Raw genomic sequence first — 24,994 nt, forward strand, 5'->3', positions numbered from 1 at the left:
CGTTAAATCAGTTGCTTGACTTAACGCGGCATGCGCCGATTAACTCGTCGTGTGGTTAACGAATTGGACGGCAAGGTCGCCGTCGTCACCGGGGCGGCGTCCGGCATCGGCCGCGGCCTCGCGGAGCGGTTTGTGGCCGAGGGTGCACGAGTCGTCATCGCCGACGTCGAAACCGACCGGGGCGAGGCGCTGGCGCAGTCGCTCGGTGCCAACGCCGTCTTCCGGCAGACCGACGTCTCCGACCCCGAACAGGTGGGAGCCCTGGTGTCCGGCGCCGTCGAGACGTTCGGCGGCCTGCACGTCATGGTGAACAACGCCGGGATTTCCAGCCCGCTGCGCAAGCTGCTCGACGACGACCTCGCCGATTTCCACCGCGTGATGGGGGTCAACGTCCTCGGCGTGATGGCGGGTACCCGGGATGCCGCGCGGTACATGGCCGAACACGGCGGCGGGTCGATCATCAACATCACCTCGATCGGCGGCATCCAGGCCGGCGGCGGCGTGATGATCTATCGAGCCTCGAAAGCCGCCGTCATTCAGTTCACCAAGGCCGCGGCAATTGAGTTGGCATACCACGAGATTCGGGTCAACGCCATCGCACCCGGCAACATCCCGACGCCGATCTTGGGGAAGTCGGGGACCGGCATGGACCCCGAGCAGCTGAAGCAGTTCGAGGCGCGGATCCGCGAGACGATGCGCGAGGATCGGCCGCTGAAGCGCGAGGGCACGCCCGATGACGTCGCCGAGGCGGCGCTGTATTTCGCCACCGACCGCTCGCGCTATGTCACCGGGACGGTGCTTCCGGTCGACGGTGGGACCGTGGCGGGCAAGCCGATCCGATCGAAGAAGCAGAGCTGACATCGCCGAAAGGCCTCCGGCGTGACGATGTGGTCACGTTCGGCCTCCAGCGTGACGATGCGGTCGCGGCCGACTTACCGACAATGAAAGTGTGAGCCATCCGCCCTGCCACAGCTAAACTACGTGTAATCGTAGTATTCGTCAGACACACAGATAGATAAGCACTTTCGGAGTACTCGCGGGTATTACTCCGGCGCAGCAGTGGTGAGGGAGGTCCCCGATTACGACTCCAGGGCTTGAAGGTCGCCTGCTGCGCGTCAGTAAATCTCCCAAGAAGAGCCTCGAGCTCTACGTAGAGGGCGCCTCGCTTGAGGCCGCTTTCGGGGTGAGTATTAGCGACCTCATAGAGTGGAGCGCCGCTGACCGCTTGCGCTTAGGAGAGCATTTCCTTGCTGTTGCGAATAGGATGAAGCGATGTAGGACGAGAGATTGGCGTTCGGTAATTGGCCGCTATTACTACGGTATGTATCACAGTATGCGCGCGGTATGCTTCTATTCTTTCGGCGGTGACGATAATGAGCAACACACAAAGATTTCAAATTGCGTGCCCGACGATTTCCCGGAACGTGAGTTACGTGCGAATGAGCTGAAGGATGCGCGTCTGCGACGCAACGAGGCAGACTACGATCCGTACCCCGAAGACGAGGCCGCGTTCCGTACGACAGCCCTTGGGCTAGCGAAGACCGCGAATCACTTTGTTGCGGAATGTCGTGCGTATCTCACAGGCAAGGGGATTGCATACCTATGACCCTCCCATTCGACGAATACTCGGCCGATGCTGTTAAAACGATGCTCGAAGCCAGAGCGAACATAGCGGTCTTGGACGTTCAGACGCGTGACTACCCCGGGGAAAGAAACTTTGTTGTCTTTGTCGCCGAGGCCGACTTAGAAGCTGCAGCCCATCATGCGGCGGCGGTAGAAGACGAATTTTCTGGAGATCTGCAGGTCTTCGTGATTATCCGACCGGCGCCCGATAGCTTGTCGCGCAAGATCACCTCCAAATCTCGTGTCAAGAATGTGTTCGACGATCGTGTAACACAATTGGTTGGTCTCATAAGCGCACGGTCGCGCGTGTCGGCGGCCGAGCCAAGCCTCGGATACGTGCCAAATGTGCGTGCGAGCTTATCGGCCGTGACTGCGGCTAGGCATCACTTAATTTTTGGGCGCCGCGGAGCGGGGAAGACGGCACTGCTAGTTGAAGCACGCCGACTCGTGCAGTCTAATGGTGCGATTAGCGCTTGGGTGAATATTCAGACCTATCGGCGTGAAGAGGCGCAACGTGTAGTCCTTTATATTTTGGAGAAGATACTCGGCAGTGTCGTCTCGCAGCGCGATGGGATATCTGAGACTAGTTCGGCATCGTTGAGCGTTTCTCGTGTTTATAACCAGGTAATTTCTCTTCTCGATCAGAACGCCAATACTTTGCGCGAAGTGAATCAATTGATACCGAAGGTGCAGGGCGCGTTGCAGCGTTATATCGAGATTTCGGGTAGATCCGTATTTGTGTTTCTCGATGACTTCTATTATGTTTCACGCAGTTCACAGCCCGATATCCTTGACATGCTGCACGGCATAACTCGAGATACCAAAGTCTGGCTCAAAGTTGCTTCGATAAAGCATCTTACTCGGTGGTGGATAAGCTCTCCACCTACCGGCCTACAAACCGGTCAGGACGCTGAGGTGATCGACCTCGATGTGACCCTTCAAGACCCAGGCAAGGCGAGAGAATTTTTGGAGACCGTGCTTGCGGGCTATGCAAATGCAGCAGGCGTCTCGTCATTGTCCAATGTCTTCAGTCGAGCGGCACTCGACAGACTCGTTCTGGCTTCGGGCGCAGTGCCTAGGGATTATCTTGTTCTCGCCGCTAACTCGATTACTCGCGCACAACAGCGCTCCGGCGCCCGGCAAGCAGGGGTCCAGGAGATCAATCAGGCGGCCGGTGATGCCGCGGCCGCAAAAATAAAAGAGCTTGAAGAGGACATGGCGTCTAATCCGGGAAACGCTGAACAGACAATAAATTGCTTGAAAGTTGTACGGAATTTCTGCCTTGAAACCTCAGCCTGTACGTATTTTCTGGTTAGCTTTCGGGACAAGGAGGATAATGCGCTTTGGTACAGCATGCTCACTGACTTGATGGATGTTCGTCTAGTTCATCTGATTGATGAGGGCGTTTCCGACGCACATTCTGCTGGCCATCGCTCTGAAGCGTTCATGCTCGATCTAAGTCAATTCTCGGGTGCACGCTTAAAGCAACGAATTAAAGTGCTGGATTTCGTAAATGGAAAGTTTGTGTCTCGTCAGACGAGAGGCAAAGAACCCGCCCGAGTCGGTGGGACTTCCCGCCAACTTACTGCGATCCTGCGGAGTGCCCCGACATTGCCACTGGAGTTGCTGGCGACTGCCCTAAAGGATCAGCACTAAGCAACCGACCATCGGATCTGGTCAGCGTAGATCCGAAGTCATTCCTTACCGCATAACTTGGCTTGCAGGCGGATTGAAGAGACAGTCGCCGCGGCTGATGCGACCGACTGACGCCGGCCAATGACAGGTCCGCTCGGAGTTCACTCAGTCGATCAGCCAGGGATGTCCAAGTCGGGCGCGCAGCCCACAGCGGCCCCTATTTAAATCAATCGCTTGACTTAAACTCCACTACGAGGTTGACTGATCCAATGACCACCGTCGGCCGCGCCGTTCGCACCGAGCGGGCCAGTTCCACCCAGGAGGCGATCCTGGTGGCCGCCGAGCGCCTGTACGCCGAGCACGGCATGTTCGCGGTGTCCAATCGGCAGGTCAGCGAGGCCGCGGGCCAGGGCAACAACGCGGCCGTCGGTTACCACTTCGGCACCAAGGCCGACCTGGTGCGAGCGATTGAGCAGAAGCACCGGGGGCCCGTCGAGCAGCTACGCGAACAGATGGTGACCGAACTGCTCGACACGGGCGGTTCGACCGAAATGCGCAACTGGGTGGCCTGTTTGGTGCGCCCACTCACCGATCACCTGGACGAGCTCGGAAACCCGACCTGGTACGCGCGGTTCGCGGCGCAGGCGATGACCGACCCGGCCTACTACAACATCATCGTCAAGGGCGCGCTCAGCTCCCGGTCGCTGGTCCAGGTCGTCGAGGGCATCAACCGCTGCCTGCCCGAACTGCCGGCCGAAGTGCACTTCGAACGCAACATCATGGCCCGAAACCTGTTGATGCACACCTGCGCTGACCGTGAACGCGCGCTTGTCGCAGGGGCGGTGACGTCTCATCGTTCCTGGCGGGCCGCGGCGTCCGGGCTCATCGACGCGATCGTGGGCCTGTGGCTGGCGCCCGTGACGGCGTACGAGTGAGGATTCGCAGATGAAAGTGACTGTCGACCAGAATATTTGCGCTTCTTCGGGCAACTGCGTGATGAATGCGCCCGACGTGTTCGACCAGCGCGATGACGACGGTGTCGTCGAACTGCTCAATCCCAATCCCACAGCCGAACAGGCCGAAGGGGCGCGGCGGGCCGCGGCGGCCTGCCCCGCGCTTGCGATCCACATCGAGGAATGACATGTCAGACACGTTGACGAGCACCGCGACAGCGCAGACCTCCGATATCCCGGACTACCCGATGGCCAGAGAGCCGCGCTGCCCGTTTGCGCCGCCACCGGACGTCATGGCGCTGGCCGAGGCCCGGCCGCTGTCCCGGGTGCGGATCTGGGACGGCAGCACGCCGTGGCTCATCACGGGCTACGAGCAAGTGCGCGAACTGTTTTCGGACTCGCGGGTCAGTGTTGACGACCGCCAGCCCGGATTTCCGCACTGGAACGAGGGCATGCTGTCCACGGTGCACAAGCGCCCACGGTCGGTGTTCACCGCCGACGGCGAGGAGCACACCCGATTCCGGCGGATGCTGTCGAAACCCTTCACATTCAAGCGAGTCGAGAACCTGCGCCCGACCATCCAGCGGATCACCGACGACCACATCGACGCGATCCTCGCCGGGCCCCAGCCCGCCGACATCGTCACCGCGCTGGCGCTGCCGGTGCCGTCGCTGGTGATCAGCCAGCTGCTGGGCGTTCCCTACGAAGACGCCGACATGTTCCAGCACCACGCCAACGTCGGACTCGCGCGTTACGCCACCGGTGAGGACACCGTCAAAGGTGCGATGAGCCTGAACAAATACCTCGCCCAGCTGGTCGAAGCCAAGATGGAGAACCCGGCCGAGGACGCGGTGTCCGATCTCGCCGAGCGGGTGAAGGCCGGCGAGCTCAGCGTGAAAGAGGCCGCGCAGCTGGGCACCGGCCTGCTGATCGCCGGACATGAGACCACCTCCAACATGATCGGGCTCGGCGTGCTCGCACTGCTGGAAAACCGCGACCAGTTCGGCGTCATCCGCGACGCCGAAGATCCGAAGGTCATCGCCAGCGCGGTGGAAGAACTCCTGCGCTACCTCAGCATCATTCAGAACGGTCAGCGCCGCGTCGCGCTCGAAGACATCCACATCGCCGGCGAGACGATCCGTGCCGGCGAGGGCATCATCATCGATCTGGCCCCGGCGAACTGGGATGCGGACGCGTTCGCCGAACCGGACCGCCTGTACCTGCACCGCTCGGGCGCCGACCGCAACGTCGCCTTCGGCTATGGCCGGCACCAGTGCGTAGGACAGCAGCTGGCCCGCGCCGAACTGCAGATCGTGTTCCACACCCTGGCCCGGCGCATTCCCACACTGCAACTTGCCATTCCGATCGAGGAGGTTCCGTTCAAGGACGACCGACTCGCTTACGGCGTCTACGAACTGCCGGTGACCTGGTAGCCCAGCTCGCTACTTATCAAAACTGCGGATCCGAACGGAGGGTCAATGATGACGACTCAACCAACCACGCTCTACCCGCCCGGTGGTTATGGCGCGCCGAAGGATCGGCGTGGCCACGCCGTCGGCAGCGACATCGGTCTGCCGCAGGGGACGGTGGTCTTCTCGGCCGACAACCACATCTCGCTCGCGGATGACATCTTCTACCAACGCTTTCCGGACGACCTGAAGGACAAGGCTCCTCGAATCTGGTACGAGGACGGCGCCTACCAGGTCGGCCGCAAGGGACAGTCGTTCCTGCCGGGCGACTTCAGCGCCGTGCTGATGCAGTACGACGACCTGCCCGGGGCGGCGAGCACCAACATTGAGGCCCGCATCCAGGAGCTGCACGACGACGGCGTCGAGAAGGAACTGGCGTTCCCCAACGCGGTGCTGGCGCTGTTTCACTACCCGGACAAGCAGCTTCGCGAGCTCGCCTTCCGTATCTACAACGAATACATCGCCGAGCTGCAGGAGCGCTCGAACGGTCACTTCTACGGCGCCGGACTGATCAACTGGTGGGATCCGCAGGGTGCCCGAAAGACGCTGGCCGAGCTGAAGTCATTGGGAATCAAGACCTTTCTGCTGCCGCTCAACCCTGGTAAGGATGACGACGGCAACATCATCGACTACGGCAGCACCGCGATGAAGCCGGTCTGGGACGAGATCGAGGCCGCCGGTCTTCCGGTGACCCACCACATCGGGGAGACGCCGCCGAAAACCCCGTGCCAGTTCAACAGCGTGGTGGTCGGCATGATGATCAACATCGACGGCTTCCGCGAGCAGTTCGCCAAGTACCTCTTCACCGGAATTCTCGATGATCATCCCGGGCTGCGAATCGGCTGGTTCGAAGGTGGGATCGCCTGGGTGCCCTGGGCGTTGCAGGACGCCGACCACCTGATGGGGTCCTACCAACACATGTTCAACCGAACCCTCGAGCACGAACCGCGCTACTACTGGGACACCCACATGAGCGCGTCGTTCATGGTCGACCCGCTGGGCCTGCAGCTGATCGACCAGATCGGCGTGGACAAGGTGATGTGGTCCAGCGACTACCCGCACAACGAGAGCACCTACGGCTATTCCGAGAAATCGCTGAAATCCGTTGTGGACGCTGTGGGTCCGCAGAACGCGGTGAAGATCGTCAGCGTCAACGTCACGAAGTTCCTGGGTCTGCAGTGACGACGTTCGCGCAACTGGACACCAACACCGGCAACGGACTGGTGATCCCGGAAACAGCCGACTTGGCTCGCCTGCGCCGCGAGACCGGGGCCCGGTTGCGTTCGGCGATGGCCGAGCGCGGGGTCGACGCGATGATCCTGCTGGGCAACAACGCGGTGGTCTACGCCACCGGTGCCAGCTGGCCACTGGGCGACGCCGGATTGTCCTACGTCGAACGGCCGGTGGCCGTGGTGCTCGCCGACGACGAATGGCCGCACCTGTACCTGCCCTTCCGCGAGGGGGCCTCGCAGGAGTCTGACTTGCCCGCCGACCACTTGCACGGGCCCGTTTACCTCGAATTCGACGAGGGCGTACAGCATTTCGCGCGCCAGCTGGCCGACGTCATTCCGGCCAAAGCGGTGGTCGCGGTCGACGAGCTCACCGGCGCCATGTCGCGCGCGGTGAAGCTCCTGTTCCCGGGCGGCGCGCCCGTCGACGCCGCGGCCATCGTCAGCGCCGCCAAGTCGGTAAAGACGCCGGACGAATTGTCCTGCATGCGCACCGCGATCCGGATCACCGACGAGGCGATGGTAGAGGTCCAGAAGAGCCTGGCCTCCGGCATCCGTCAGATCGATTTGTCGGCAAGGTTTTTGCGCCGAGCCTTCGAGCTGGGCGCCACGGCCAGCATGCTCGAGCCGATCTGGCAGGTGATGCCGCCGAGTAAGGCCGAGGGCGTCTGGACCACGCACGGCGATCTGGCGCTGCCGCTACTGACCACCGAACGCGAGCTGGCCGAAGGTGACGTGCTGTGGACCGACGTCAGCATCACCTATCAGGGTTACTGCTCCGACTTCGGGCGCACCTGGATCGTCGGGCGGGATCCGTCGCCGCGTCAGCGGGCGCAGTTCGACAGATGGTTCGAGATCATGAGCGCGGTCCTCGGCGTCGCCAAGGCCGGCGCCACCGCGGCGGACCTGGGCCGGGCCGCCATCAAGGCGAACGGCGGCACCAAGCCGTGGCTGCCGCACTTCTACCTGGGCCACGGCATCGGGGTCAACGCCGCCGAAATGCCGATGATCGGAACCGATCTCGGGCAGGAGTTCGACGAGAACTTCGTCTTGCAAGCCGGCATGGTGCTGGTGCTGGAACCCGTGGTGTGGGAAGACGGCACCGGCGGCTACCGCAGCGAAGAGGTTCTGGTGATTACCGAGGAAGGCTGGATCCGTTTGACCAACTACCCCTATGACCCGTATGGCAACTGAAGTCCTGCCCGACGAGCGCACGCTGCGCTCGGGGCGCCGCCAGCGGGCGCTGGCTCAGATGGCCGCACACGATCTCGACGTCCTGGTCCTCGGCCGGCAGGCGAACGTCCGTTATGTCACCGGGGCGCCACAACTGTGGGTCGCCGGCACCCGGCCGTTCGGCCCGACGTGCGTACTGGTGCGGGAGACCGGCGCCGTGCACCTCCTGAGCACCTGGGATGAGGGTGTGCCCGAGGACATCCCTCACGAGAACCTCTACGGCATCTCGTGGAACCCGATGAACACGATGTCCGCCCTGCAGCGCATCGACGGTGCAGCAACCGCCCGGCGCGTCGGAACCGACGCGCTCTCACCGGTTTTCGCGCAGCTCCTGCCGACCGCGTTTCCGAACGCGCAGCTGGTCGACGGGGAGCTCGCCATGCGCGCCGCGCGCCGCATCAAGACGGACGAGGAGATCGCCGCGCTGCGAGAGTCCGTCGCGGTGGCCGAGTCTGCGCTTGCAGCCGCGGTCTCCGAGTTGCGGCCGGGCGTAACCGAACAGGCGCTGGCCGGCGTCTTGCTCGAGGCATCCGCCGCCGGCGGTGTGAGCACACCGTCGAATCAAGAAGTCGCATGGGTGACATCGCGCACGCACCCCTGGCGGCGCGCCCACGGCGATGGCCGCATTCAGGACGGCGACCTGGTGGCGTTCTCCGCCGGAGTGCTGGCGGGAGGCTACATCGGCGAAGTGGGCCGGACCTGGCCCGCCGACAACCGACACGCCCCCGGCGGCGCCGCATCGCTGCACGGGCGGTGGGAACGACTGTGGGACAAGCTGATTGCCGCCTGCCGGCCCGGCGCGGGCGCGAGCGAACTGCTCGAAGGCTACCGGGCCGCGGACGAGCCCGAGCCGCCGATGCCGGTGGCCCGCGGTTTGGGCATGGGGTTCGATCCACCCGTCGTTTCCAAGCATCTGCCTACCACCGCGGCCGGCGAACGTCTGGAGCCCGGGATGGTGCTGGCCGTGACGGGCTACGTGTGGGCAGAAGGAGTCGGCGCGGTATTCGGGCGGGAAGCGGTCCTGATCACCGCGGACGGCCCCGAGGTGCTCACCACGAGCCCGTTCTGGCAGCCCTAGCCATGCCCGAGCCCTCGGAGCCGGCGGCCGAAGAGATCATCCGGTACCACAAAGACGCCGCGACCCGGATCGCCACGATCACGTTCGACCGACCGGACTATCTCAACGCACCGACGGTCGCCGCACGTCTGCGCTACGCGGACCTGTTGCACCGGGCCGGCATTGACGACGACGTCAAGGTTCTGGTGGTCCGCGGAGCGGGTGATGACCTTGGTTCGGGCGCGGACCTGACCGAGGTAATGCGGATGCGCGACGCGGCGGACCAGAGCACGCGGCTTGCCGAATACCGGATCGGCGCCGACGAAGTCCGGTATCCGCCGCAGGGTTCGTTCCGCAACGGCGCCACCCTGGGCCAGTGGTACGCCAACCCGAACTCGGGGATCCGCGGGCTGCAGGACTTCAAGAAGATCTCGATCCTGGAGGCAAAGGGCTACTGCTACGGCTGGCACTTCTACCAGGCCGCCGACGCCGATCTGGTCATCTCCAGCGACGACGCGCTGTTCGGGCATCCGTCGTTCCGGTATTACGGCTGGGGTCCCCGGATGTGGTGGTGGGCGCAAACGATGGGTATCCGCAAGTTTCAGGAAATGGTGTTCACCGGAAGGGCGTTCACCGCCGCCGAGATGTATGACTGCAACTTCCTCAACAGCGTTGTGCCGCGGGACGAACTCGAGGACGAGGTAGAAAGATATGCGCTGGCCTGCGCGAGCAACCGCCCAGCCGACACGGTGTTCATGCAGAAGGTCTTCTTTGAGATCATGAAGCAGTTCCAGGGCGAATACCTCGGCAGCATGCTCAGCGGCGTCTTCGAGTCGATGGGGGGCAGCGTGCGCCCGGATGGTGACGACGAGCTGATGCTCGACGACGCGATGAAGCGGGGCCTGGGCGGCGCGGTCAAGGACAACGACGAAAAGTTCCCCGCCGAATGGCGGCTGAGCAAGAAGGCGCGCAAAAACGCGCGTGCCGATAAGGACGCGAAAGCGAAGAGAAAGAAATAGTGCCGCCACACCGCGTCGAACCGCCGCTGGCCGGCTATACGGTGATCGACCTGTCCACCGGGATAGCCGGCGCATACTGCACCAAGCTGCTCGCCGACGGCGGTGCCGACATCGTGAAAGTCGAGTCGCCCGAGGGTGATCCGCTGCGCCGGTGGTCGGCATCGGGCGCCACCGTCCCGGCCGGCGGTGATGGCGCCCTGTTCAGCTTCCTGGCCGGGGCGAAACACAGTGTCGTCGCCGATCTCGCCGACGACGCCGATGCCGAGCTGGTGAACCGGCTGCTCGCGTCCGCGGACGCGGTGGTGTGGTCGGCCGGCTCGAAAGTGGCTGAGCACCCGGACTTTACGCCAAATGCCATCCACCGCCGCCACCCGCAGCTCACCGTCACCTCGATCACGCCGTTCGGGCTGGAAGGCCCCTGGCGAGACCGCGCCGCGACCGAGTTCACCCTACAGGCGTGGTCGGGAGGGATCGTCGGGCTCGGCCGCGGTGAGCAGGAGCGTGCGCCCGTCTTCGTCGGTGGTCAGGTCGGTGAGTACCTGGCCGGTGTCTACGCCAGCGCGGCTACCCTGGCGTCGCGCTGGCGCCGAATCGACGGCGGGGCAGGCGAAGTGCTGGACTTGTCGATGCTCGAGACACAGATTCTGTGCCTCACCTACTACCCGGTGTCCTACTTCGAAGTGCTCGGACGGCCGTGGCGAGACATGCGACGGCCGACCATCCCGGGGGTGGCCCAGGCCAAGGATGGGCTGGTGGATCTCGGCTGCGGGACCGCGCAGCAGTGGTTCGACCTGTGCGCGATGGTAGGCCACCCGGAGTGGATCGATGAGGAATCGCCGCTGTCGATCACCGAGCAGGCCAACATCCACGCCGAGGACATCTTCTCCTGGGTGGCGGGAGCCCCGGTTGACGAAATCCGGGAACTGGCCTCGGCTTTCCGCATTCCCAACGCGCCGGTGGCCAACGGCGCCAACGTTACTTCCTTCGATCAGTTCGTGGAGCGCGAGTCATTCGCACGCAATCCGCGCGGTGGTTTCCAGCAGCCGAGCCACCCGTATCGTATGCAGCCCGCGCAATTGCGCGCCCCGCAGCCGGCGCCGCGGCTGGGCGAGCACACCGAGCGCTACCGCGCCGCACCTCTTCCGGCGCGGCCGGCATCGACCGGAGCGTCGAAAGCGCTGCCGCTCGGCGGTATTCGGGTGCTGGACATGACGACGTTCTGGGCGGGCCCGTGTTGTACCCATTCGCTGGCATTGCTCGGAGCCGAGGTCATCCATGTCGAGTCGACCCGCCGTCCCGATGGCACACGGATGATCGCCGGCGTACCGATCACCGAGGACCAGTGGTGGGAGAAGTCACCGATCTTCGAGGCCCTCAACACCAACAAGAAGGGCCTGACCCTGGACCTGCAGAGTCCGCGGGGCCGGGAGTTGCTGCGTGAACTCATCGCCACGTGCGACGTCGTGGTGGAGAATTTCACCCCGCGGGTGCTGGACCAGATCGGGCTGGATTTTGCCGCGGTGCAATCGATTCGGTCGGACACCGTGCTGGTGCGGATGCCCGGGTTCGGCCTCGAAGGCCCGTGGCGGGACAACCCCGCTTTTGCCTACGTCATCGAATCCGCATCCGGCGTGAGTTGGCTTACCGGCTATCCGGATCGAACGCCATATGACCCGTATTCGGTCGGTGACCCAAATGCGGGTGTGCACGCGCTCAACGCGATACTGCTCGCGCTCGAGCACCGGCGCCGCACCGGCGAGGGCGTTTTCGTCGAGGCGGCGATGGTCGATGCCGCCCTGAGCATCGCGGCCGAGCAGGTCATCGAGTACGCCGCGTACGGAGCCCTGCTGCAGCGGGCCGGTAACAGGGGACCGACCGCGGCACCGCAGAACCTCTACCTCAGCGCCGACATTGACGAATTCGGCAGACTCGACAGCTGGGTTGCCATCGCGGTGGCCACCAACGATCAGTGGGACGGCCTGTGCCGGGCACTCGGATCGCCCTCCTGGGCAACCGATCCCAAGCTCTCCACCGAATCCGGCCGGCGCACACACCACGATGCCATCGACAAGCAACTCGCGGCCTGGTGCGAGCACCGCAGCCGCGACGAAATCGTCGCAACCTTGTGGGACGCCGGTGTGCCGGTCGCCAAAGTCATGCAACCGCACCGCCAAACCGAGCTGGAACAGTTGGCGTTCCGGGACTTCTTCGAAGAGGTCGACCATCCGGTCAACGGCCCGGCTAGGCTCAGCAGCGTGCCGATGAGGTTTTCAGCCGGGCCCCACAAGTTCCACACCGAGCCTGCGCCGCTGCTGGGGCAGCACAACCACGAACTGCTTTCCGGCCTGGGCCTGTCCGATTCGGAGATCGCCGCCCTGGAAACCGACGGCGTCATCGGCAGCGCTCCCGCCATGCGCGCGCGGAGCTGATCGACGATGGCGATCGATCCCTCGGACATTCTGCTCACCGGCCGAGTGGCGGTGGTGACCGGCGGGGGAGCCGGCATCGGGCGCGGCATCGCCGCCGGGATGGTGGCATTCGGTGCCCGGGTGGCGATCTGGGAACGCGACCCGCAAACCTGTGCGCAGGCAGCCGAATCCATTGGCGCCCTGGGCATCGTCACCGATGTCCGAGACAGCGAGCAGGTGGACGCCGCACTGGCGCGCACCAGTGCCGAACTCGGCACGCCCACGATCCTGGTCAACAACGCCGGCGGCGTGTTCTCCTCGCCGCTGCTGGAAACCAGCGAAAACGGCTGGGACGCCTTGTATCGTGCCAACCTGCGCCACGTGCTGCTGTGCAGCCAGCGGATCGCCCGGCAGATGGTGTCGGCGAACCTGCCCGGCAGCATCATCTCGCTCACCTCGATCGAGGGCGTACGAGCTGCGCCGGGCTACGCCGCATACGCCGCCGCCAAGGCCGGTGTCATCAACTACACCAAGACCGCGGCGCTGGAACTGGCGCCGCACCGCATCCGGGTCAACGCGATAGCCCCGGATATCACGCTCACCGAAGGGCTGGCGAACCTTGGCGGCGAGGCCGCGACGGCCGCCATGGGTAACATCGTGCCGCTGGGACGCCCCGGCCATGTCGACGAAATCGCCGGTGCCGCGGTGTTTCTGGCTTCCGACATGTCGGCCTATCTGACAGGCCAGACGCTCCACGTCGACGGCGGCACCCAGGCATCCAGCGGCTGGTATCACGACCCGCGGACCGGCGACTACCGGTTGGGCCCGACGACCTAGTGCGTCCAGCCCTCGGCGGCCTGGTCGTCGAAGGTGCGGTCGATGCGCTCGAACCTGCGCTTGACCGACGCCCGGGCCGCCTCGTGCGGCAGGATGTACAAGCGGTTGGCCAGAATCGCGTCGGCCGTCAGCCGGGCCACGCCATCCACCGACACCGTGTCATCCTGCGTCGGCGGGAGCTGTCCGAAGCCGCTCGTCAGGTCTGGCGCCGACGCGAGCCCGTCGTCCGCGCCGCGGATTCGTTCCGAGTTCGCGACCAACCCCGTCTCGATGACCATCGGGCAGAGCACCGAGACGCCGATGCCGTTGTCCTTGACCTCGCGGGCCAGCGTCTCGGCCAGCCCGACGACGCCGTACTTGGCAACGCCGTATGCCCCGAGGCCGGCGTTGGGCACCAGCCCGGCAAAGGAAGCGGTGAAAGCGATGTGGCCGCCCCTGTCCTGCCCGATCAACTTCGGCACGAACGCCTCGACGGCGTGGATCGAACCCCACAAGTCGATATCGATGACCCAGCGCCAGTCCTCGTGGGTCATCGCCGCGAGCGGACCGGCGACGACGATGCCCGCGTTGCTGAACACGACATCGACCTGGCCCAGCAGCCGGAAGGATTCATCCGCGAGGTGAACCATCTGATCGAGATGCCGCACGTCGCACGTCACCCCGTGCGCGTCGAACCCCTCGGCCGTCAAGTGCGCCACGGCTCGTTCCAGCGCGGACTCATCGACGTCGGCCAGCACCACGCGGGCCCCGCGGCGGGCGAATTCGGTGGCGGCGGCCAAACCGATGCCACTCGCACCGCCGGTGATGACTGCCCCGCGTCCCTCGAAACCGTCCATGGATTCCGAGCGTATTACTCGCCCAGGAATCGGTGTGAGAGACATCATGTAGATAGCACCCTAACTATTAGGGCACCATATAAATATGGCCGCTCCGACTGCGCGCGATATCGATCCGCTGGCGCTCGAACACCAGGTGTGCTTCGCGCTGGCGACGACCAACCGGGCGGTCCTGGCGGTGTACCGGCCCCTGCTGGAGCCGCTCGGCCTGACCCATCCGCAATACCTGGTGATGCTGGCGCTGTGGGATCACCGCAAGACCCCCGCGGCAGACCAGTTTCCGTTGTCGGTCAAGCAGATCGCCGCCGCGTTGCAGCTGGATTCCGCCACGCTGTCGCCCATGCTCAAGCGCCTGGAGGCGCAGGGGCTGATCACCCGCGCCAAGAACGCGGCCGACGAGCGAACCACCGACGTGATGCTGACGCAGCGCGGAATCGCCCTGCGGGAGCGAGCACTTGAGATTCCGCCCGCCGTGGTGGCGCGTCTGGGTGTCGAGCTGGCCGAACTCGAGAACCTCCATCGGGTCCTCACCCGTATCAACGCCGCCGCCGTGGCGGCCGGCGCATTGCAATCCTGACACCCCGAGGAGCCATCATGACCGACACGAAACCCAATCTGTGGCAACGGATCGGCTATTCCTACGGCCGGCGACTGCCCGACTCGATGCGCACCTGGGTGGCCCGCGATCTGGCCGGGGAGGGAGCCGTCCGCCGGCACATGATCAGGTGGGCCATCCCGCCCCTGCTGGTCCTCGCTCCGTTCTGGCTGCTGCCCGCCTCGCTCTACGTGCACACGGAGATGACCGCGCCGCTCTACATCTGGGCGCTGCTGATAACTTTTGCCCTGAACAAGGTCTGGCGCCGGCACCGGCTGGCGGTCCATGGACTGGACCCGAACCTGGTCGACGTGATCGCCCGCCGGAAACAGGCGCGGATGCACGAGGACTACATCGCCCGCTACGGCCCGCGACCCGAATCGGGCGAATGGCAGTCCAACAGCAGCCCCTTCTAGCGGCTACTTCAGGCAGCTACCCGCGTCGATGGGCAGCGTCACACCGGTGATGTACCGGGCTTCGTCCGAGGCGAAGAACAAGACCGCGTTGCTGATATCGATCGGCTCGACCCAGGGGATCGGCAGCGTGTGGAACAGCTGGCAGATCGGTGCCATGTCGTCCGGGCCCGGGTTTTCCAGGTCGGGGCGGAACATCTTGAAGGTGCCCTCGTTGTGCAGCATGGGTGTCTTGACGTGGGTCGGGTGCACGGAGTTGACACGAATCATGTGCTGTCCCAGCTCAACTCCGAAGGCGCGCATCAGCCCGACGACACCGTGCTTGGCCGCGACGTAGTGGCCGGTGTGGGGGTAGGCCTTGAGCCCGCCCACCGAGCTGGTCAGGATGATCGAACCGCCGTTGCCCCCAGCGATCAGGTGCGGTACACCGGCTTTCACCGTCTTCCAGACACCGGCCAGGTTGATGTCGATCATCTCGGTCCAGTCTTCTTCACTGGTCTTGTCCAAAGTCTCGCCGCCGTTGCCGATTCCGGCGTTGGCCACGATGATGTCGAGCCGGCCGAGCTGCTCGACGCCGTTGTCCACCGCCGCCTTGAGTGCGTCGAAATCGCGCACATCGACTTCGGCCGTGAAGATCCTGCGGTTGTGCCCCTTGACCAGGTCGGCGGTCTCGGCGAGGTCTTCTGGCGTCGACGCCGGGATCGCGGTGTCCACCACGCCCTCGCGGATGGGCCTACAGATGTCGACGGCGATGATGTCGGCACCCTCCTGGGCCAACCGCACCGCGTGGCTGCGGCCCTGACCGCGTGCCGCTCCGGTGACGAAAGCGACTTTGCCCTCAACACGTCCGGTCATGGCTACCTCAACTCCTGACTTTCGATCGGCACGCCTCGGCGGGGAACAAACGCGTTCGCAGGACCGCGGGTCTTGCCGCCCTTGAACTCTGTCATTCGGCCGTCACGGGTGTCAATGACGGATCCGTTTCGGCTATCTCCGGTTCTAGATATTAGAGAATCTCATTCTCACGGGCAAACGGCGTGCGCTATTTGCCCATCGCGAGATGAGGGGGAGTGCGGCGTACTCGAGGTGGTGCTACGCGACGAATCCGCGTGAGCAGAAATCCCATACCTCTTCGGCGGTGATGGGGTGCATCGTCGCGTCGTCGGGCCCGCCGCTGGATTGCGCGATGAACATGACCGTCTGCATGGTCATGGCGGCCACCCGCTTGGGATTGATGGTGTTGCGCAACTTGCCGGCGTCATGAGCCGCGTCCATCAGCTCCGTCAGCAATGCGAGCAGCGGTGCATGAGCGACTTTGACCTCGGCGGGGTGGGTCACCAGCAACCTTGGAGCAAAGTCAGTGAACAGCGGACGCTTGGCAGTGGGGTCCGGACGGGACGCCTCGTAGAGGAGCTCGACCGCGACCTGCAGCCGCTCCAGCGGATCGGCTTGGCTCTCGGTGGCGGCGCGGATCTGGTCGGCCGACCGGCTCAGGGCGTCCTCGAAGAGCGCCAGCAGCAACTCGTGCTTGCCGTCGAATTGCAGGTAGAAGCTGCGCAGCGACTGGCGGGAGCGGTCCACGACCTCCTGCACGGTAAAGTCCGTACTGCCCTTTTCGATGATGATGGCCTGGGCCGCGTCGAGGAAGCGCTGAACACGTTGCGCCGCACGCAGTTTCGCAGTCTTGATGGACCGCTCGACGGCACGCTGCTTCCAGGCCGGCTCTTCGCTGGGGTTGGTCACGGCCGGCTCAGGTGATTGCCGCGAGGGGAGAACATGGTTGGACTCTACCGGAGAACGCCGTGACATCGCTGCGCTCGACCCCCTCACGGATCACGTGTCGGAGATTGTAACTTTCTTACCACGAGAATACTATTCTCTTAGACGTGTGTTTGGAAGCGTAATCGCAAGAGTGAACCCCGTCGTCGGCGGAAACCCGAATCTACCGACGATGCGGTGCGCTCAGAACCATCTCGGGAAGTGCTGTGCAGCTGACGTTTGACGCCGACGTGGAGGCGTTCCGAGCCGAATTCGTGGCCTTCCTCGACGCGCACCTGCCTTCCGAGGCCGAGGCGCTGGTGCGGCCGCAGTCCAGTTCGGACATCCCGGAGTGGGCCCGGCGCTGGCAACGCCTGCTGTTCGACAGCGGATGGCTACAGCCCGGCAACCCGCCGGAGTTCGGCGGGCGCAACGCCACGCTGTTGCAGCAATACGTGTACTCCGAAGAGCTGTCCCGCCGGCGCATCTATCAGAGTTTCAATCCGCAGGGCGTGGGCATCATCGCGGCTTCATTGCTGTCGTTCGGCACACCCGAACAGAAGCAGCGTTGGGCGGTGCCGATCCTGCGCGCGGAGATCACCGCGTCGCTGGGGATGAGCGAACCCGGCGCGGGCTCGGATCTCGCGTCGCTGAAGACGCGCGCAGTGCGCTCGTCTGACTCAGAAGGTGACTACTTCGTCGTCAATGGCCAGAAGGTGTGGACGTCGGGCGCCCATCACGCCGATGTGTTGCTGACATTCGTGCGGACCGACCCGGACGCGCCAAAACACAAGGGCATCAGCGCTTTACTGATTCCGACAGACACCCCCGGCGTGGTCCGTCGCCCCTTCGCCTCGGTGGGCGACATCGAAGACGTCGACTTCAACGAGGTCTTCTTCACCGACGCGCGGGTGCCGGCCGAGAATTTGGTGGGCGAACTCAACGCAGGCTGGCGCGTCGCGACCGGTTCGCTCGGACACGAACGCGCGATGCTGTGGCTGGATTACGCAGACATGTTGCACGCGTTGACCGTCGAGTCCGGGCCCGCGGGTCCCGTGCAGCGGGATCACTACGCGACGCTGGTGATGGATTTCTATGCGATGCGGCTGCTGGGTTCGGCGACGCTGGCCAAAGCCGCACGCGGCGAGGAGGACGTGCCCGCCCAGTCGGTGCTCAAGCTGCTCGGCTCGGAGGCGATGCAACGCGCCAGTGAGGACGCGCTGGCCGCCAAGGACGGCGACGGACTGGCGCTGCGTGCGGTCACCGCCCCGTTCGCGCCGCTCAACCTGGACAGCCACTACGGCAGCTGGTTCGACCGGTACACCCGCACCTTCGCCGCGACCATCGCCGGCGGCACGTCGGAAATCCAGCGCAACATCATCGCCGAACGCGTACTCGGGCTGCCGCGCAATTGAGCTGTGCGTCAGTGGTTCCGGGCGTCCAGCTGCGCGTAGTAGCCGATGGCGACCAGACCCGCCACTATCGCGATCGCCCCTAACACCATGCCGGCGACGGCGGTTCGCGGGTTGTTCGCCTCCCCGCGGGCAACCCGTCGGCGGGCGATGTCACCCGTCACCACCGCCGCGATGCCGAAGGGCACTCCGAGCAGCAACCAGCAGGTGACGAGCCCGACCAGGCCCAGCAGCAGCGAGGCGACGCCGAACTGGTTTTGTGGTGCGTCGGGGTGGCTCATTACGTCCCAACCTCCTCGGGCTGACGGCCGGCGCCGATTGGCCGCCGCGCCCAGTCTGCTCCGAGCTGCGCCCGCGGGACAAGAAATGGGGCACACCGCGGCCCGATGGCCGACGCGCGGAGTCCGGGGGCGTCCCGCTACAGCTGCGCGAGCCGTGGCGCAGATCCGGCCTCCACCACCGCTTTTCCGGCGGCACGCGTCAGCTCGCGAGAGCTGCCCAGTAGTCCGTCGAGAATCAGCGACCGCTTGATGTGGTGGTGCAGCGGATGCTCGGCGGTGAAGCCGATACCGCCCAGCACCTGCTGGCAGTGCCGTGCGGCGGTCAGCGCGGCCTGGCCGGCCGCGGCCTTGGCCAGCAGGGAAGCCAGTCCCTGCGGGTCGTCGCACTCCGTGGCGGCCTGCAGGGTGGCCTCGGCACCCTCGATCGCGACGAGCGTCTCGGCAAGCCGGTGCCGGATCGCCTGAAACGAACTGATGTGCCGGCCGAATTGAACGCGGTCCACGGCGTGCTGACGCGCCAGTGACAGCATGGCGCGGCTGGTGCCGACCAGCCACCAACCCAGGGCTCGCCAACCCGCTTGTAGTGCGGCCGACGGCAACGGATCTGCTTGCGGCACGGGGTGTATCGGCAGCAGCTCGTCGATCGCCGAGCCGGGGTGGTCGCGGCGCTCCCACAGCACCCAGGAGCCGCCGGCGAACGGCAGCGGCAGCGTGCCCCCCGGCGCGTCGCCGGTCGCGCACAGCACCACATCGTTGAGCACGGGGGCGTGTGCGCCGGTCTCACCGAGCAGCTTGAACACCAGCGGGATTGCGACGTCCGGCATTTCGTCGAGCATGTCGCGCCAGCCGAGGTCGGTCAGCGCCGCGTCAAGCTTGGCTCCCGAGGCGGCGCTCATCGTCGTGCGCAACGAGTCCGCCAGCAGGCGCAGCGATTCGGGATCTGACTCGTTGTCTGCCGAAGGGGTCACGGTTCACTCCTTCCCGAGGTCGAGCAGCCGACGGGCGATGATATTGCGCTGGATCTCGGCAGTGCCGCCGTAGATCGTTGCCGCGCGCGAGTAGAGATATTCCGAACGCCACGGCGTGTCTTCGAGCTCGAGCGCCCCCGGCAACACGTCGCGGACGGTGTCGTAGAGCCGCTGCTCGGCGGAGGCCAGCAGCACCTTGTCGATGGAGGTGTCGGGGCCCAGCCGGGCCCCGTCGCGCATTCGATGCTGGGTGGCACGCGATCGGCAGCGCAACGTATGCAACGCGAGATAGGCTCCGCCGAGCGCGGATTCGTCGGACTCGGGAGTTTCGGATGCCGCGGTGATCAGGTCGTCGAAACGCGAATAGAGGTAGGCGATTCGCTGCCAGAAACAGGCGGAACGCTCATAGGGCAGCAGGTCCATGGCCAGTCGCCAGCCATCGCCGGGATTGCCCAGCATCCGGCTGGCCGGTACCACCACGTCGTCGTAGTACACCTCGCAGAATTCGTCGACGCCGTGCATCGTCCGCAGCGGGCGGACGGTGATGCCCGGCGTATCGAGGTCGACGAAGAATGCGGTGATTCCGTCGTGCCCGGGCGCGGTGCGGGTGAGCAGCACGCACCGGGTGGAGAACTGCGCGAAGCTGGTCCAGACCTTTTGGCCGTTGACGATCCAGTTGTCGCCGTCCTGGACGGCGCGAGTCGTCAGCGAGGCCAGGTCGCTGCCCGATCCCGGCTCGGAAAAGCCTTGGCACCATTGCTCTTCACCGCTGAGCAGGCGCGGCACCATCTCCTTGGCCAGCTCCGCCGGCGCGTAGTCGATCATTGTGGGCGCGAGCACCTCGAGCATCGAGTAGGGGCCGGGTTCTGCCAGCCGACGGCCTACCACCTCTTCGCCGACGATCGCGCGCAGCACCGCCGGACCGCCCAAACCACCGACCTCGACCGGCCAGCCGAACCGCATCCAATCGGCGTCGTAGAGCGCACGGCTGACCCGAGCGAACTGCCGCATGTGCCCCTGCAGCGAGTGGTCGGGCTCGGGGGTCAGATCGTTGTCGTCGAGCCACGCGCGCAGGTCGGCCCGGAACTGCTCGACATTCACTTCGATTGGTCGGCTCCTTAAGTCGTTGCCTGGGCCGCGGAGTCACCGGCGGGACGCCCGATGGCGTGCGGGCGTCCGGAATCGTGCACGCCGCTGCGGCGGATGAAGGTCATGGCGCGGGTCTTCAATCGCCACCCGTCGGCGGTCCGCAGATAGGTATCGCGGTAGTAGCCGATCCGCATGTCGTGAGTGGCGTGATCGATGAAGCACAGTGGCTGGGTGCCGCTGGCCGCGTCGCCATCCAGGTCGACCACCGCGGTTCCGGTGAGGAACAAGCCCTTTGGCGCCGCGGCCACCAATTCCGGGAATCGGCTCAGGCTGTAGGTTTCACCGAAGGCGCTGTAGGTGCCGTCGGGAGTGAACACGGCGACGAGGCCCTCGATGTCCCCCTGGGTGATGGTGACCGCGTAGCGGCCGAGCAGCTGCTGGATCTCGACCAGGTCGTCAGTTCTGGTTGGGCCGCTCTTAAGCTGATCGGGCGTCGACATAGACCTTGCCGCCTTTCATCACGAAGCTGACGTTCCGGGTAACGGTGATGTCGTCCAACGGGTTTCCGGGTACCGCGATGATATCGGCGAGCTGGCCCGTCGCGAGGCGCCCCCGGTCGGTGACATTGATCAGCTCGGCTGCGGTCGTGGTGGCGGCCCGCAGCACCGCCAGCGGCGGCATGCCCCATTCCACCAGCGTGACGAGCTCGTCGGCGTTTTTGCCGTGCGGGATGGCCGGGGCATCGGTGCCGACCGCGATCTTCACCCCGGCCTCGTAGGCGGCCTTGATCGAGGTTTCGGCCTTGGGGAACATCTCGGCCGCCTTGTCCTGCAGAGCTTTCGGGGCGCGAGACACGTCCATTGCCTGGGCCAGCCTGCGGGTGGTCACCAGGAACCTGTCGTTGTCGACCAGCATCTGGATGGCCTCGTCGTCCATCAGGAAGCCGTGTTCGATGCAGTCGATACCGCACGCGACCGCGTGCTTGACCGCTTCCGCTCCGTGGGTGTGCGCGGCGACGCGCAGCCCGCGCCGGTGTGCCTCGTCGACGATCGCGCGCAGTTCCTCGTCCGAATAATGTTGTGCCCCAGCCTCACCGGTCAGCGACATCACGCCGCCGGAAACGCACACCTTGATCAATTGGGCCCCGTGCTTGATCTGATATCGCACGGCCTTGCGGATCTCGTCGACGCCGTTGGCGATGCCCTCTTCGATCGTGAGCTCAAGCGCGCCCGGCATGAACGCGGCGAACATCGTCGGATCCAGATGCCCGCCGGTGGGCGTGATCGCGTGGCCGGCCGGGACGATTCGCGGCCCGTCGATCCAGCCCGCGTCAATGGCCTTGCCCAGCGCCACATCGAGCAGGTAGCCGCCGGTCTTGACGAACAAGCCCAGGTTGCGCACGGTGGTGAAACCGGCGCGCAGCGTGCGTCGGGCGTTGCCGACTGCGCGCAGTACCCGGGTCGGCGGGTCGTCCTGCACCTGGGACAGCCCGGGCGTCTCGCCGCGTCCGCCCATCAGGAGGTTTACCTCCATGTCCATCAGGCCCGGCAGCAGAATCTGGTCGCCAAGATCGATGATCTCGCCTTCGGGGTCACCCCCGACGCCGACGATCCGATCGTCCTCGACCTTCAGGATGCCGGGCCGGACGATCTCGCCGCTATCAACGTCGAGCAGCCCTGCGGCCTTGAGCGTCAGCACGTGTCAGATCACCGGTTCCCGGATCACTTCAACCCACGCCGCACCGCTGTCCGGGACGCGCGGTTGTTTCCACGCCTCGATCGGGAACGACACCATGACCAACGACTGCATCATGTGCATCAGGCTCTTCGCGTCGTCCGGCAGGTCGTCCAGCGGGAACTGATCGACGTATGCGATCACGTCGTTCAGCTTCGGGAACGCGACATCGTAGAACGCCTGCATCTCGGCCATTGTCGAGGCCAGCCGCTTGGCGTAGCGCTCGGGCTCGGTGGCCAGATCCCAATCCAAATAGGGTTCTAGGGCGGCGAATTCAGACGGTAGCGCCATTGCGCTGGTACTCCTTCACGTAGTTACTGGTCGTCTTGTGCAGGTGGCGGATCAGCACTTCCTGGTCGCACAGCAGGAATTCCTTGACGGCCCGGGTGCCGATCATGGTCTGGGTCGCTTCAAGGGTGTTGGCGTCCTGCAGCGCGTACTCCTTGAACGTCACGGCGGCCAGCTCCTGGGCCAGGCGTTCCCGCGCATTGCGCGGCGGTACGAAGTACAGCGTGGACTCGAAGATGTGCTTGTCCACCGCGGTAGGCCAGTAGTGGTAGGTGAGGAACCAGCCCGGCTCCCAGATCAGCAGCATGAAGTTCGGGTAGAAGAGCCACGAGTCGATGCCCCACTGCGGCACCCGCTTCACGTTGACACCCGGTGGCAGCTCGAGGTTCTCGATGATCTCCGGCTTGTCCCACGGACCGAACAGACCGCTGCGAAGCACCTGGTCCATCGGTTTCACCATGCTCATGTCCACCGGCGGCGCCTGCCCACCCCAGGTCGATTGCAGGTTGTGCGGGCCGGCCAGTTCGTAGTGCAGCGCCTCGTAGCCGAACTTCTGGATCTTGGCGGCTTCTTCCTTGGTGTACTGCCCCTGGTGCAGGATCGGCGCGTGGTAGAACTCGACGAACGCGTCGATGAACAGCTTCCAGTTGCTGCCGACCTCGGCCCGGTAGGAATAGGTCTCCGTCATCTCGCCGAACGGGTAGCCCTCGATGCTCTTGGCCAGCGGCCCAAGGTAGTCGATCAGCGGCGCCGCATTGTCGTCGAAGTTGATGAAGATGAAGCCTTCCCACACTTCGCAGCGGACGGCTGCCAGGCCGTAGTCGCTCTTGTCGACGTTGAAGAACTCTTCTTCCTGCTGGACGAAGGTCAGGTCACCGTCGAGGCTGTAGCGCCAGGCGTGGTACTTGCAGGTGAACTGCCGGCAGGTGCCGGAGGTTTCCTCGTTGGGAAAGTCGTTCCACACCAACTTGTTTCCGCGGTGCCGGCAGACGTTGTGGTACGCCTTGACGGTCCCGTCCTTGGTCTTGGTGATGATCACCGACGTGCCCTTGCCGGCAGACGGCAGTTCCCTGGTGAAGTAGCTGCCGGTGCGGGGGAGTCGCTCGACCCGGCCGACGTTGAGCCAGGTCTTCTTGAAGACGGCTTCGCGCTCGGCTTCGAAGAATGCCGGATCGATGGAGTCGGTGTAGTCGACCGGCTCGGTCCCCAGGTCGGGGTAGTTTTCTGTCCAGCTGCCGGCGGCTGGCTTGGGGAAGTGCGGCAACGTTCTTACCTCTTTCGTCAGTGTCGTTCGGCGTGTTCGAGCTGAATGCCAAAAGTGTTGAAGGCCATGGCCAGCAGCGCGTAGCAGCCGACCGTGAAGACGAAATCCATGCGTTGCTGGTCGTTGAGGCGCTCGCCGAGGGCCGCCCAGGTCTGGTCGGACAGCTCCGATTTCTCGTCGAGCTCGTCGACCCCGGCGATCACGGCCTGGTCGAACGTGTCGGCGGCCTCACCTCGTTGCAGGGCCGCGATCTGGTCGTCGGTAACGCCTTCGTCCTTGGCCATCCTCACGTGGTGTGACCACTCGTAGGCGCACTGCCGGCGATGGGCCACCCGCAGGATGGCCAGCTCGCGGATGTGTGGCGGCAGCGTGGACGTCATCAACAGGTGGACGTTGAATCGGAGAAACGACTTGGCCAGCGCCGGGTGGTGCGCCAGCGTGGAGAGCGCGTTGTTGGTGTCCGCGCCACGCATGGCCGAGAGTGCCTGCCGGGTCGCCTCGTCCCACTGGTCAGCGGGCAGCGGCTGCAAGCGCATTAGCAGTGTCCTCTCGGTGAAAGAGAATCAGATTCTCATTTGCAACTAACAGACTGGCACGAAACGCGCGCCCGGTCAATGCCGGCGTGCCGGACGGCAAGAGTACGAACCGCCGCCAAGTGCACCCAGGCGGCGAGATGGCTCAAAAGTCGGCCGAGACCCCGCATCGACCTGTCACGCCGGGTCCTACCTCACCGCATTGCCGCTCGGCGCCGGGAATTTCGCCGCTTCGCTCGGCCGCTGGTCAGGCGGGTGCGGACGTGCTGAGCAACTTATGGATGTTGATTCTCGCCTGGCGAGAAGATAGTTTTCATTTTAGTGATCTTGGCACGGGAGAGTGATTCGCCGAGGCTGCAA

Annotated in this window: 24 protein-coding genes and 2 pseudogenes; 15 read left to right on the forward strand and 11 right to left on the reverse strand. The window is 64.8% G+C overall.

Features of this window, described 5'->3' with window-relative positions; translation table 11 throughout:
* The first annotated feature begins 51 nt into the window (after positions 1-51).
* The 11 genes from A5708_RS23965 to A5708_RS24010 all read left to right on the forward strand — a co-directional run bounded on the left by A5708_RS23965 (position 52) and on the right by A5708_RS24010 (position 13,463).
* Positions 52-858, forward strand: a complete 807-nt coding sequence (locus A5708_RS23965; protein WP_065030995.1) for an SDR family NAD(P)-dependent oxidoreductase — start codon at positions 52-54, stop codon at positions 856-858.
* A gap of 744 nt (positions 859-1,602) precedes the next feature.
* Positions 1,603-3,279: a hypothetical protein gene (locus A5708_RS27065; protein ID WP_155766169.1), complete on the forward strand. Its 1,677-nt coding sequence runs from the start codon at positions 1,603-1,605 to the stop codon at positions 3,277-3,279.
* Between the two features lie 248 nt (positions 3,280-3,527).
* Complete coding sequence (locus tag A5708_RS23970) at positions 3,528-4,193, forward strand: TetR/AcrR family transcriptional regulator (RefSeq protein WP_065030996.1); 666 nt, start codon at positions 3,528-3,530, stop codon at positions 4,191-4,193.
* A 10-nt stretch (positions 4,194-4,203) separates the two neighbouring features.
* Entirely contained in the window at positions 4,204-4,398 is a 195-nt protein-coding gene (locus A5708_RS23975; RefSeq protein ID WP_065030997.1) for a ferredoxin, read from the forward strand.
* A 1-nt stretch (position 4,399) separates the two neighbouring features.
* Positions 4,400-5,644 carry a cytochrome P450 gene (locus A5708_RS23980; protein WP_065030998.1) on the forward strand — a complete coding sequence of 415 codons (1,245 nt, stop codon included), beginning with the start codon at positions 4,400-4,402 and terminating at the stop codon, positions 5,642-5,644.
* 153 nt (positions 5,645-5,797) lie between these two features.
* Positions 5,798-6,862, forward strand: a complete 1,065-nt coding sequence (locus A5708_RS23985) for an amidohydrolase family protein (RefSeq protein WP_196772731.1) — start codon at positions 5,798-5,800, stop codon at positions 6,860-6,862.
* Positions 6,859-8,103 (forward strand): M24 family metallopeptidase, encoded by a 1,245-nt coding sequence (locus tag A5708_RS23990; RefSeq protein WP_065030999.1) that lies wholly within the window; start codon positions 6,859-6,861, stop codon positions 8,101-8,103. The genes A5708_RS23985 and A5708_RS23990 overlap by 4 nt, the downstream gene beginning before the upstream one ends.
* Entirely contained in the window at positions 8,093-9,220 is a 1,128-nt protein-coding gene (locus A5708_RS23995; protein WP_065031000.1) for a M24 family metallopeptidase, read from the forward strand. The genes A5708_RS23990 and A5708_RS23995 overlap by 11 nt, the downstream gene beginning before the upstream one ends.
* Before the next feature lie 2 nt (positions 9,221-9,222).
* Positions 9,223-10,218: an enoyl-CoA hydratase/isomerase family protein gene (locus A5708_RS24000; RefSeq protein ID WP_065031001.1), complete on the forward strand. Its 996-nt coding sequence runs from the start codon at positions 9,223-9,225 to the stop codon at positions 10,216-10,218.
* The gene (locus A5708_RS24005) at positions 10,218-12,647 is read left to right on the forward strand and encodes a CaiB/BaiF CoA-transferase family protein (RefSeq protein ID WP_065031002.1); all 2,430 of its coding nucleotides are present in this window, start codon (positions 10,218-10,220) and stop codon (positions 12,645-12,647) included. The genes A5708_RS24000 and A5708_RS24005 overlap by 1 nt, the downstream gene beginning before the upstream one ends.
* A 6-nt stretch (positions 12,648-12,653) precedes the next feature.
* Positions 12,654-13,463: an SDR family NAD(P)-dependent oxidoreductase gene (locus A5708_RS24010; RefSeq protein WP_065031003.1), complete on the forward strand. Its 810-nt coding sequence runs from the start codon at positions 12,654-12,656 to the stop codon at positions 13,461-13,463.
* Here A5708_RS24010 and A5708_RS24015 read toward each other — a convergent pair.
* The gene (locus A5708_RS24015; protein WP_065031004.1) at positions 13,460-14,299 is read right to left on the reverse strand and encodes an SDR family NAD(P)-dependent oxidoreductase; all 840 of its coding nucleotides are present in this window, start codon (positions 14,297-14,299) and stop codon (positions 13,460-13,462) included. The two genes, A5708_RS24010 and A5708_RS24015, sit on opposite strands and share 4 nt — an antisense overlap.
* 85 nt (positions 14,300-14,384) lie before the next feature.
* Here A5708_RS24015 and A5708_RS24020 point away from each other — a divergent pair, with 85 nt between their 5' ends.
* Both A5708_RS24020 and A5708_RS24025 read left to right on the forward strand, forming a co-directional pair.
* Positions 14,385-14,876, forward strand: coding sequence for a MarR family winged helix-turn-helix transcriptional regulator (locus A5708_RS24020; protein ID WP_065031005.1), 492 nt, complete (start codon positions 14,385-14,387; stop codon positions 14,874-14,876).
* A gap of 17 nt (positions 14,877-14,893) precedes the next feature.
* Positions 14,894-15,310 carry a DUF5313 domain-containing protein gene (locus tag A5708_RS24025; protein ID WP_065031006.1) on the forward strand — a complete coding sequence of 139 codons (417 nt, stop codon included), beginning with the start codon at positions 14,894-14,896 and terminating at the stop codon, positions 15,308-15,310.
* A 3-nt stretch (positions 15,311-15,313) separates the two neighbouring features.
* Here the strand turns inward: A5708_RS24025 and A5708_RS24030 are convergent, their stop codons facing one another.
* Entirely contained in the window at positions 15,314-16,162 is an 849-nt protein-coding gene (locus tag A5708_RS24030; RefSeq protein ID WP_065031007.1) for a mycofactocin-coupled SDR family oxidoreductase, read from the reverse strand.
* 237 nt (positions 16,163-16,399) lie between these two features.
* A complete protein-coding gene (locus A5708_RS24035; RefSeq protein WP_065031008.1) occupies positions 16,400-17,050 on the reverse strand; it encodes a TetR/AcrR family transcriptional regulator in 651 nt (216 codons plus the stop codon).
* A 290-nt stretch (positions 17,051-17,340) separates the two neighbouring features.
* On the opposite strand from A5708_RS24035, the pseudogene A5708_RS28070 reads away from it, so the two are divergent.
* Positions 17,341-17,910, forward strand: a pseudogene (locus A5708_RS28070) (acyl-CoA dehydrogenase family protein); the annotation flags it as partial.
* A 156-nt stretch (positions 17,911-18,066) separates the two neighbouring features.
* Positions 18,067-18,480 (forward strand): annotated as a pseudogene (locus A5708_RS28075) (acyl-CoA dehydrogenase family protein); the annotation flags it as partial.
* Positions 18,481-18,488: 8 nt separating this feature from the next.
* On the opposite strand, the gene A5708_RS24045 reads toward A5708_RS28075, so the two are convergent.
* From A5708_RS24045 to A5708_RS24080, 8 genes are all read right to left on the reverse strand, one after another.
* Positions 18,489-18,758, reverse strand: coding sequence for a DUF4190 domain-containing protein (locus tag A5708_RS24045; RefSeq protein ID WP_065031010.1), 270 nt, complete (start codon positions 18,756-18,758; stop codon positions 18,489-18,491).
* A 137-nt stretch (positions 18,759-18,895) separates the two neighbouring features.
* Positions 18,896-19,726: an acyl-CoA dehydrogenase family protein gene (locus tag A5708_RS24050; protein WP_065031011.1), complete on the reverse strand. Its 831-nt coding sequence runs from the start codon at positions 19,724-19,726 to the stop codon at positions 18,896-18,898.
* Positions 19,727-19,729: 3 nt separating this feature from the next.
* Positions 19,730-20,827, reverse strand: a complete 1,098-nt coding sequence (locus tag A5708_RS24055) for an acyl-CoA dehydrogenase family protein (RefSeq protein ID WP_065031012.1) — start codon at positions 20,825-20,827, stop codon at positions 19,730-19,732.
* Between the two features lie 17 nt (positions 20,828-20,844).
* Positions 20,845-21,315, reverse strand: coding sequence for a nuclear transport factor 2 family protein (locus A5708_RS24060; RefSeq protein WP_065031013.1), 471 nt, complete (start codon positions 21,313-21,315; stop codon positions 20,845-20,847).
* Complete coding sequence (locus A5708_RS24065; protein WP_065031014.1) at positions 21,293-22,513, reverse strand: metal-dependent hydrolase family protein; 1,221 nt, start codon at positions 22,511-22,513, stop codon at positions 21,293-21,295. Before A5708_RS24065 ends, A5708_RS24060 begins: the two co-directional genes overlap by 23 nt.
* Positions 22,514-22,516: 3 nt before the next feature.
* Positions 22,517-22,840 (reverse strand): hypothetical protein, encoded by a 324-nt coding sequence (locus A5708_RS24070; protein ID WP_065031015.1) that lies wholly within the window; start codon positions 22,838-22,840, stop codon positions 22,517-22,519.
* Positions 22,824-24,101 carry an aromatic ring-hydroxylating oxygenase subunit alpha gene (locus tag A5708_RS24075; RefSeq protein ID WP_065031016.1) on the reverse strand — a complete coding sequence of 426 codons (1,278 nt, stop codon included), beginning with the start codon at positions 24,099-24,101 and terminating at the stop codon, positions 22,824-22,826. Before A5708_RS24075 ends, A5708_RS24070 begins: the two co-directional genes overlap by 17 nt.
* Positions 24,102-24,118: 17 nt before the next feature.
* Positions 24,119-24,637 carry a carboxymuconolactone decarboxylase family protein gene (locus A5708_RS24080; protein ID WP_065031017.1) on the reverse strand — a complete coding sequence of 173 codons (519 nt, stop codon included), beginning with the start codon at positions 24,635-24,637 and terminating at the stop codon, positions 24,119-24,121.
* Between the last annotated feature and the right edge of the window lie 357 nt (positions 24,638-24,994).

Source organism: Mycobacterium colombiense (assembly GCF_001672755.1).
Lineage (GTDB): Bacteria > Actinomycetota > Actinomycetes > Mycobacteriales > Mycobacteriaceae > Mycobacterium > Mycobacterium colombiense_C.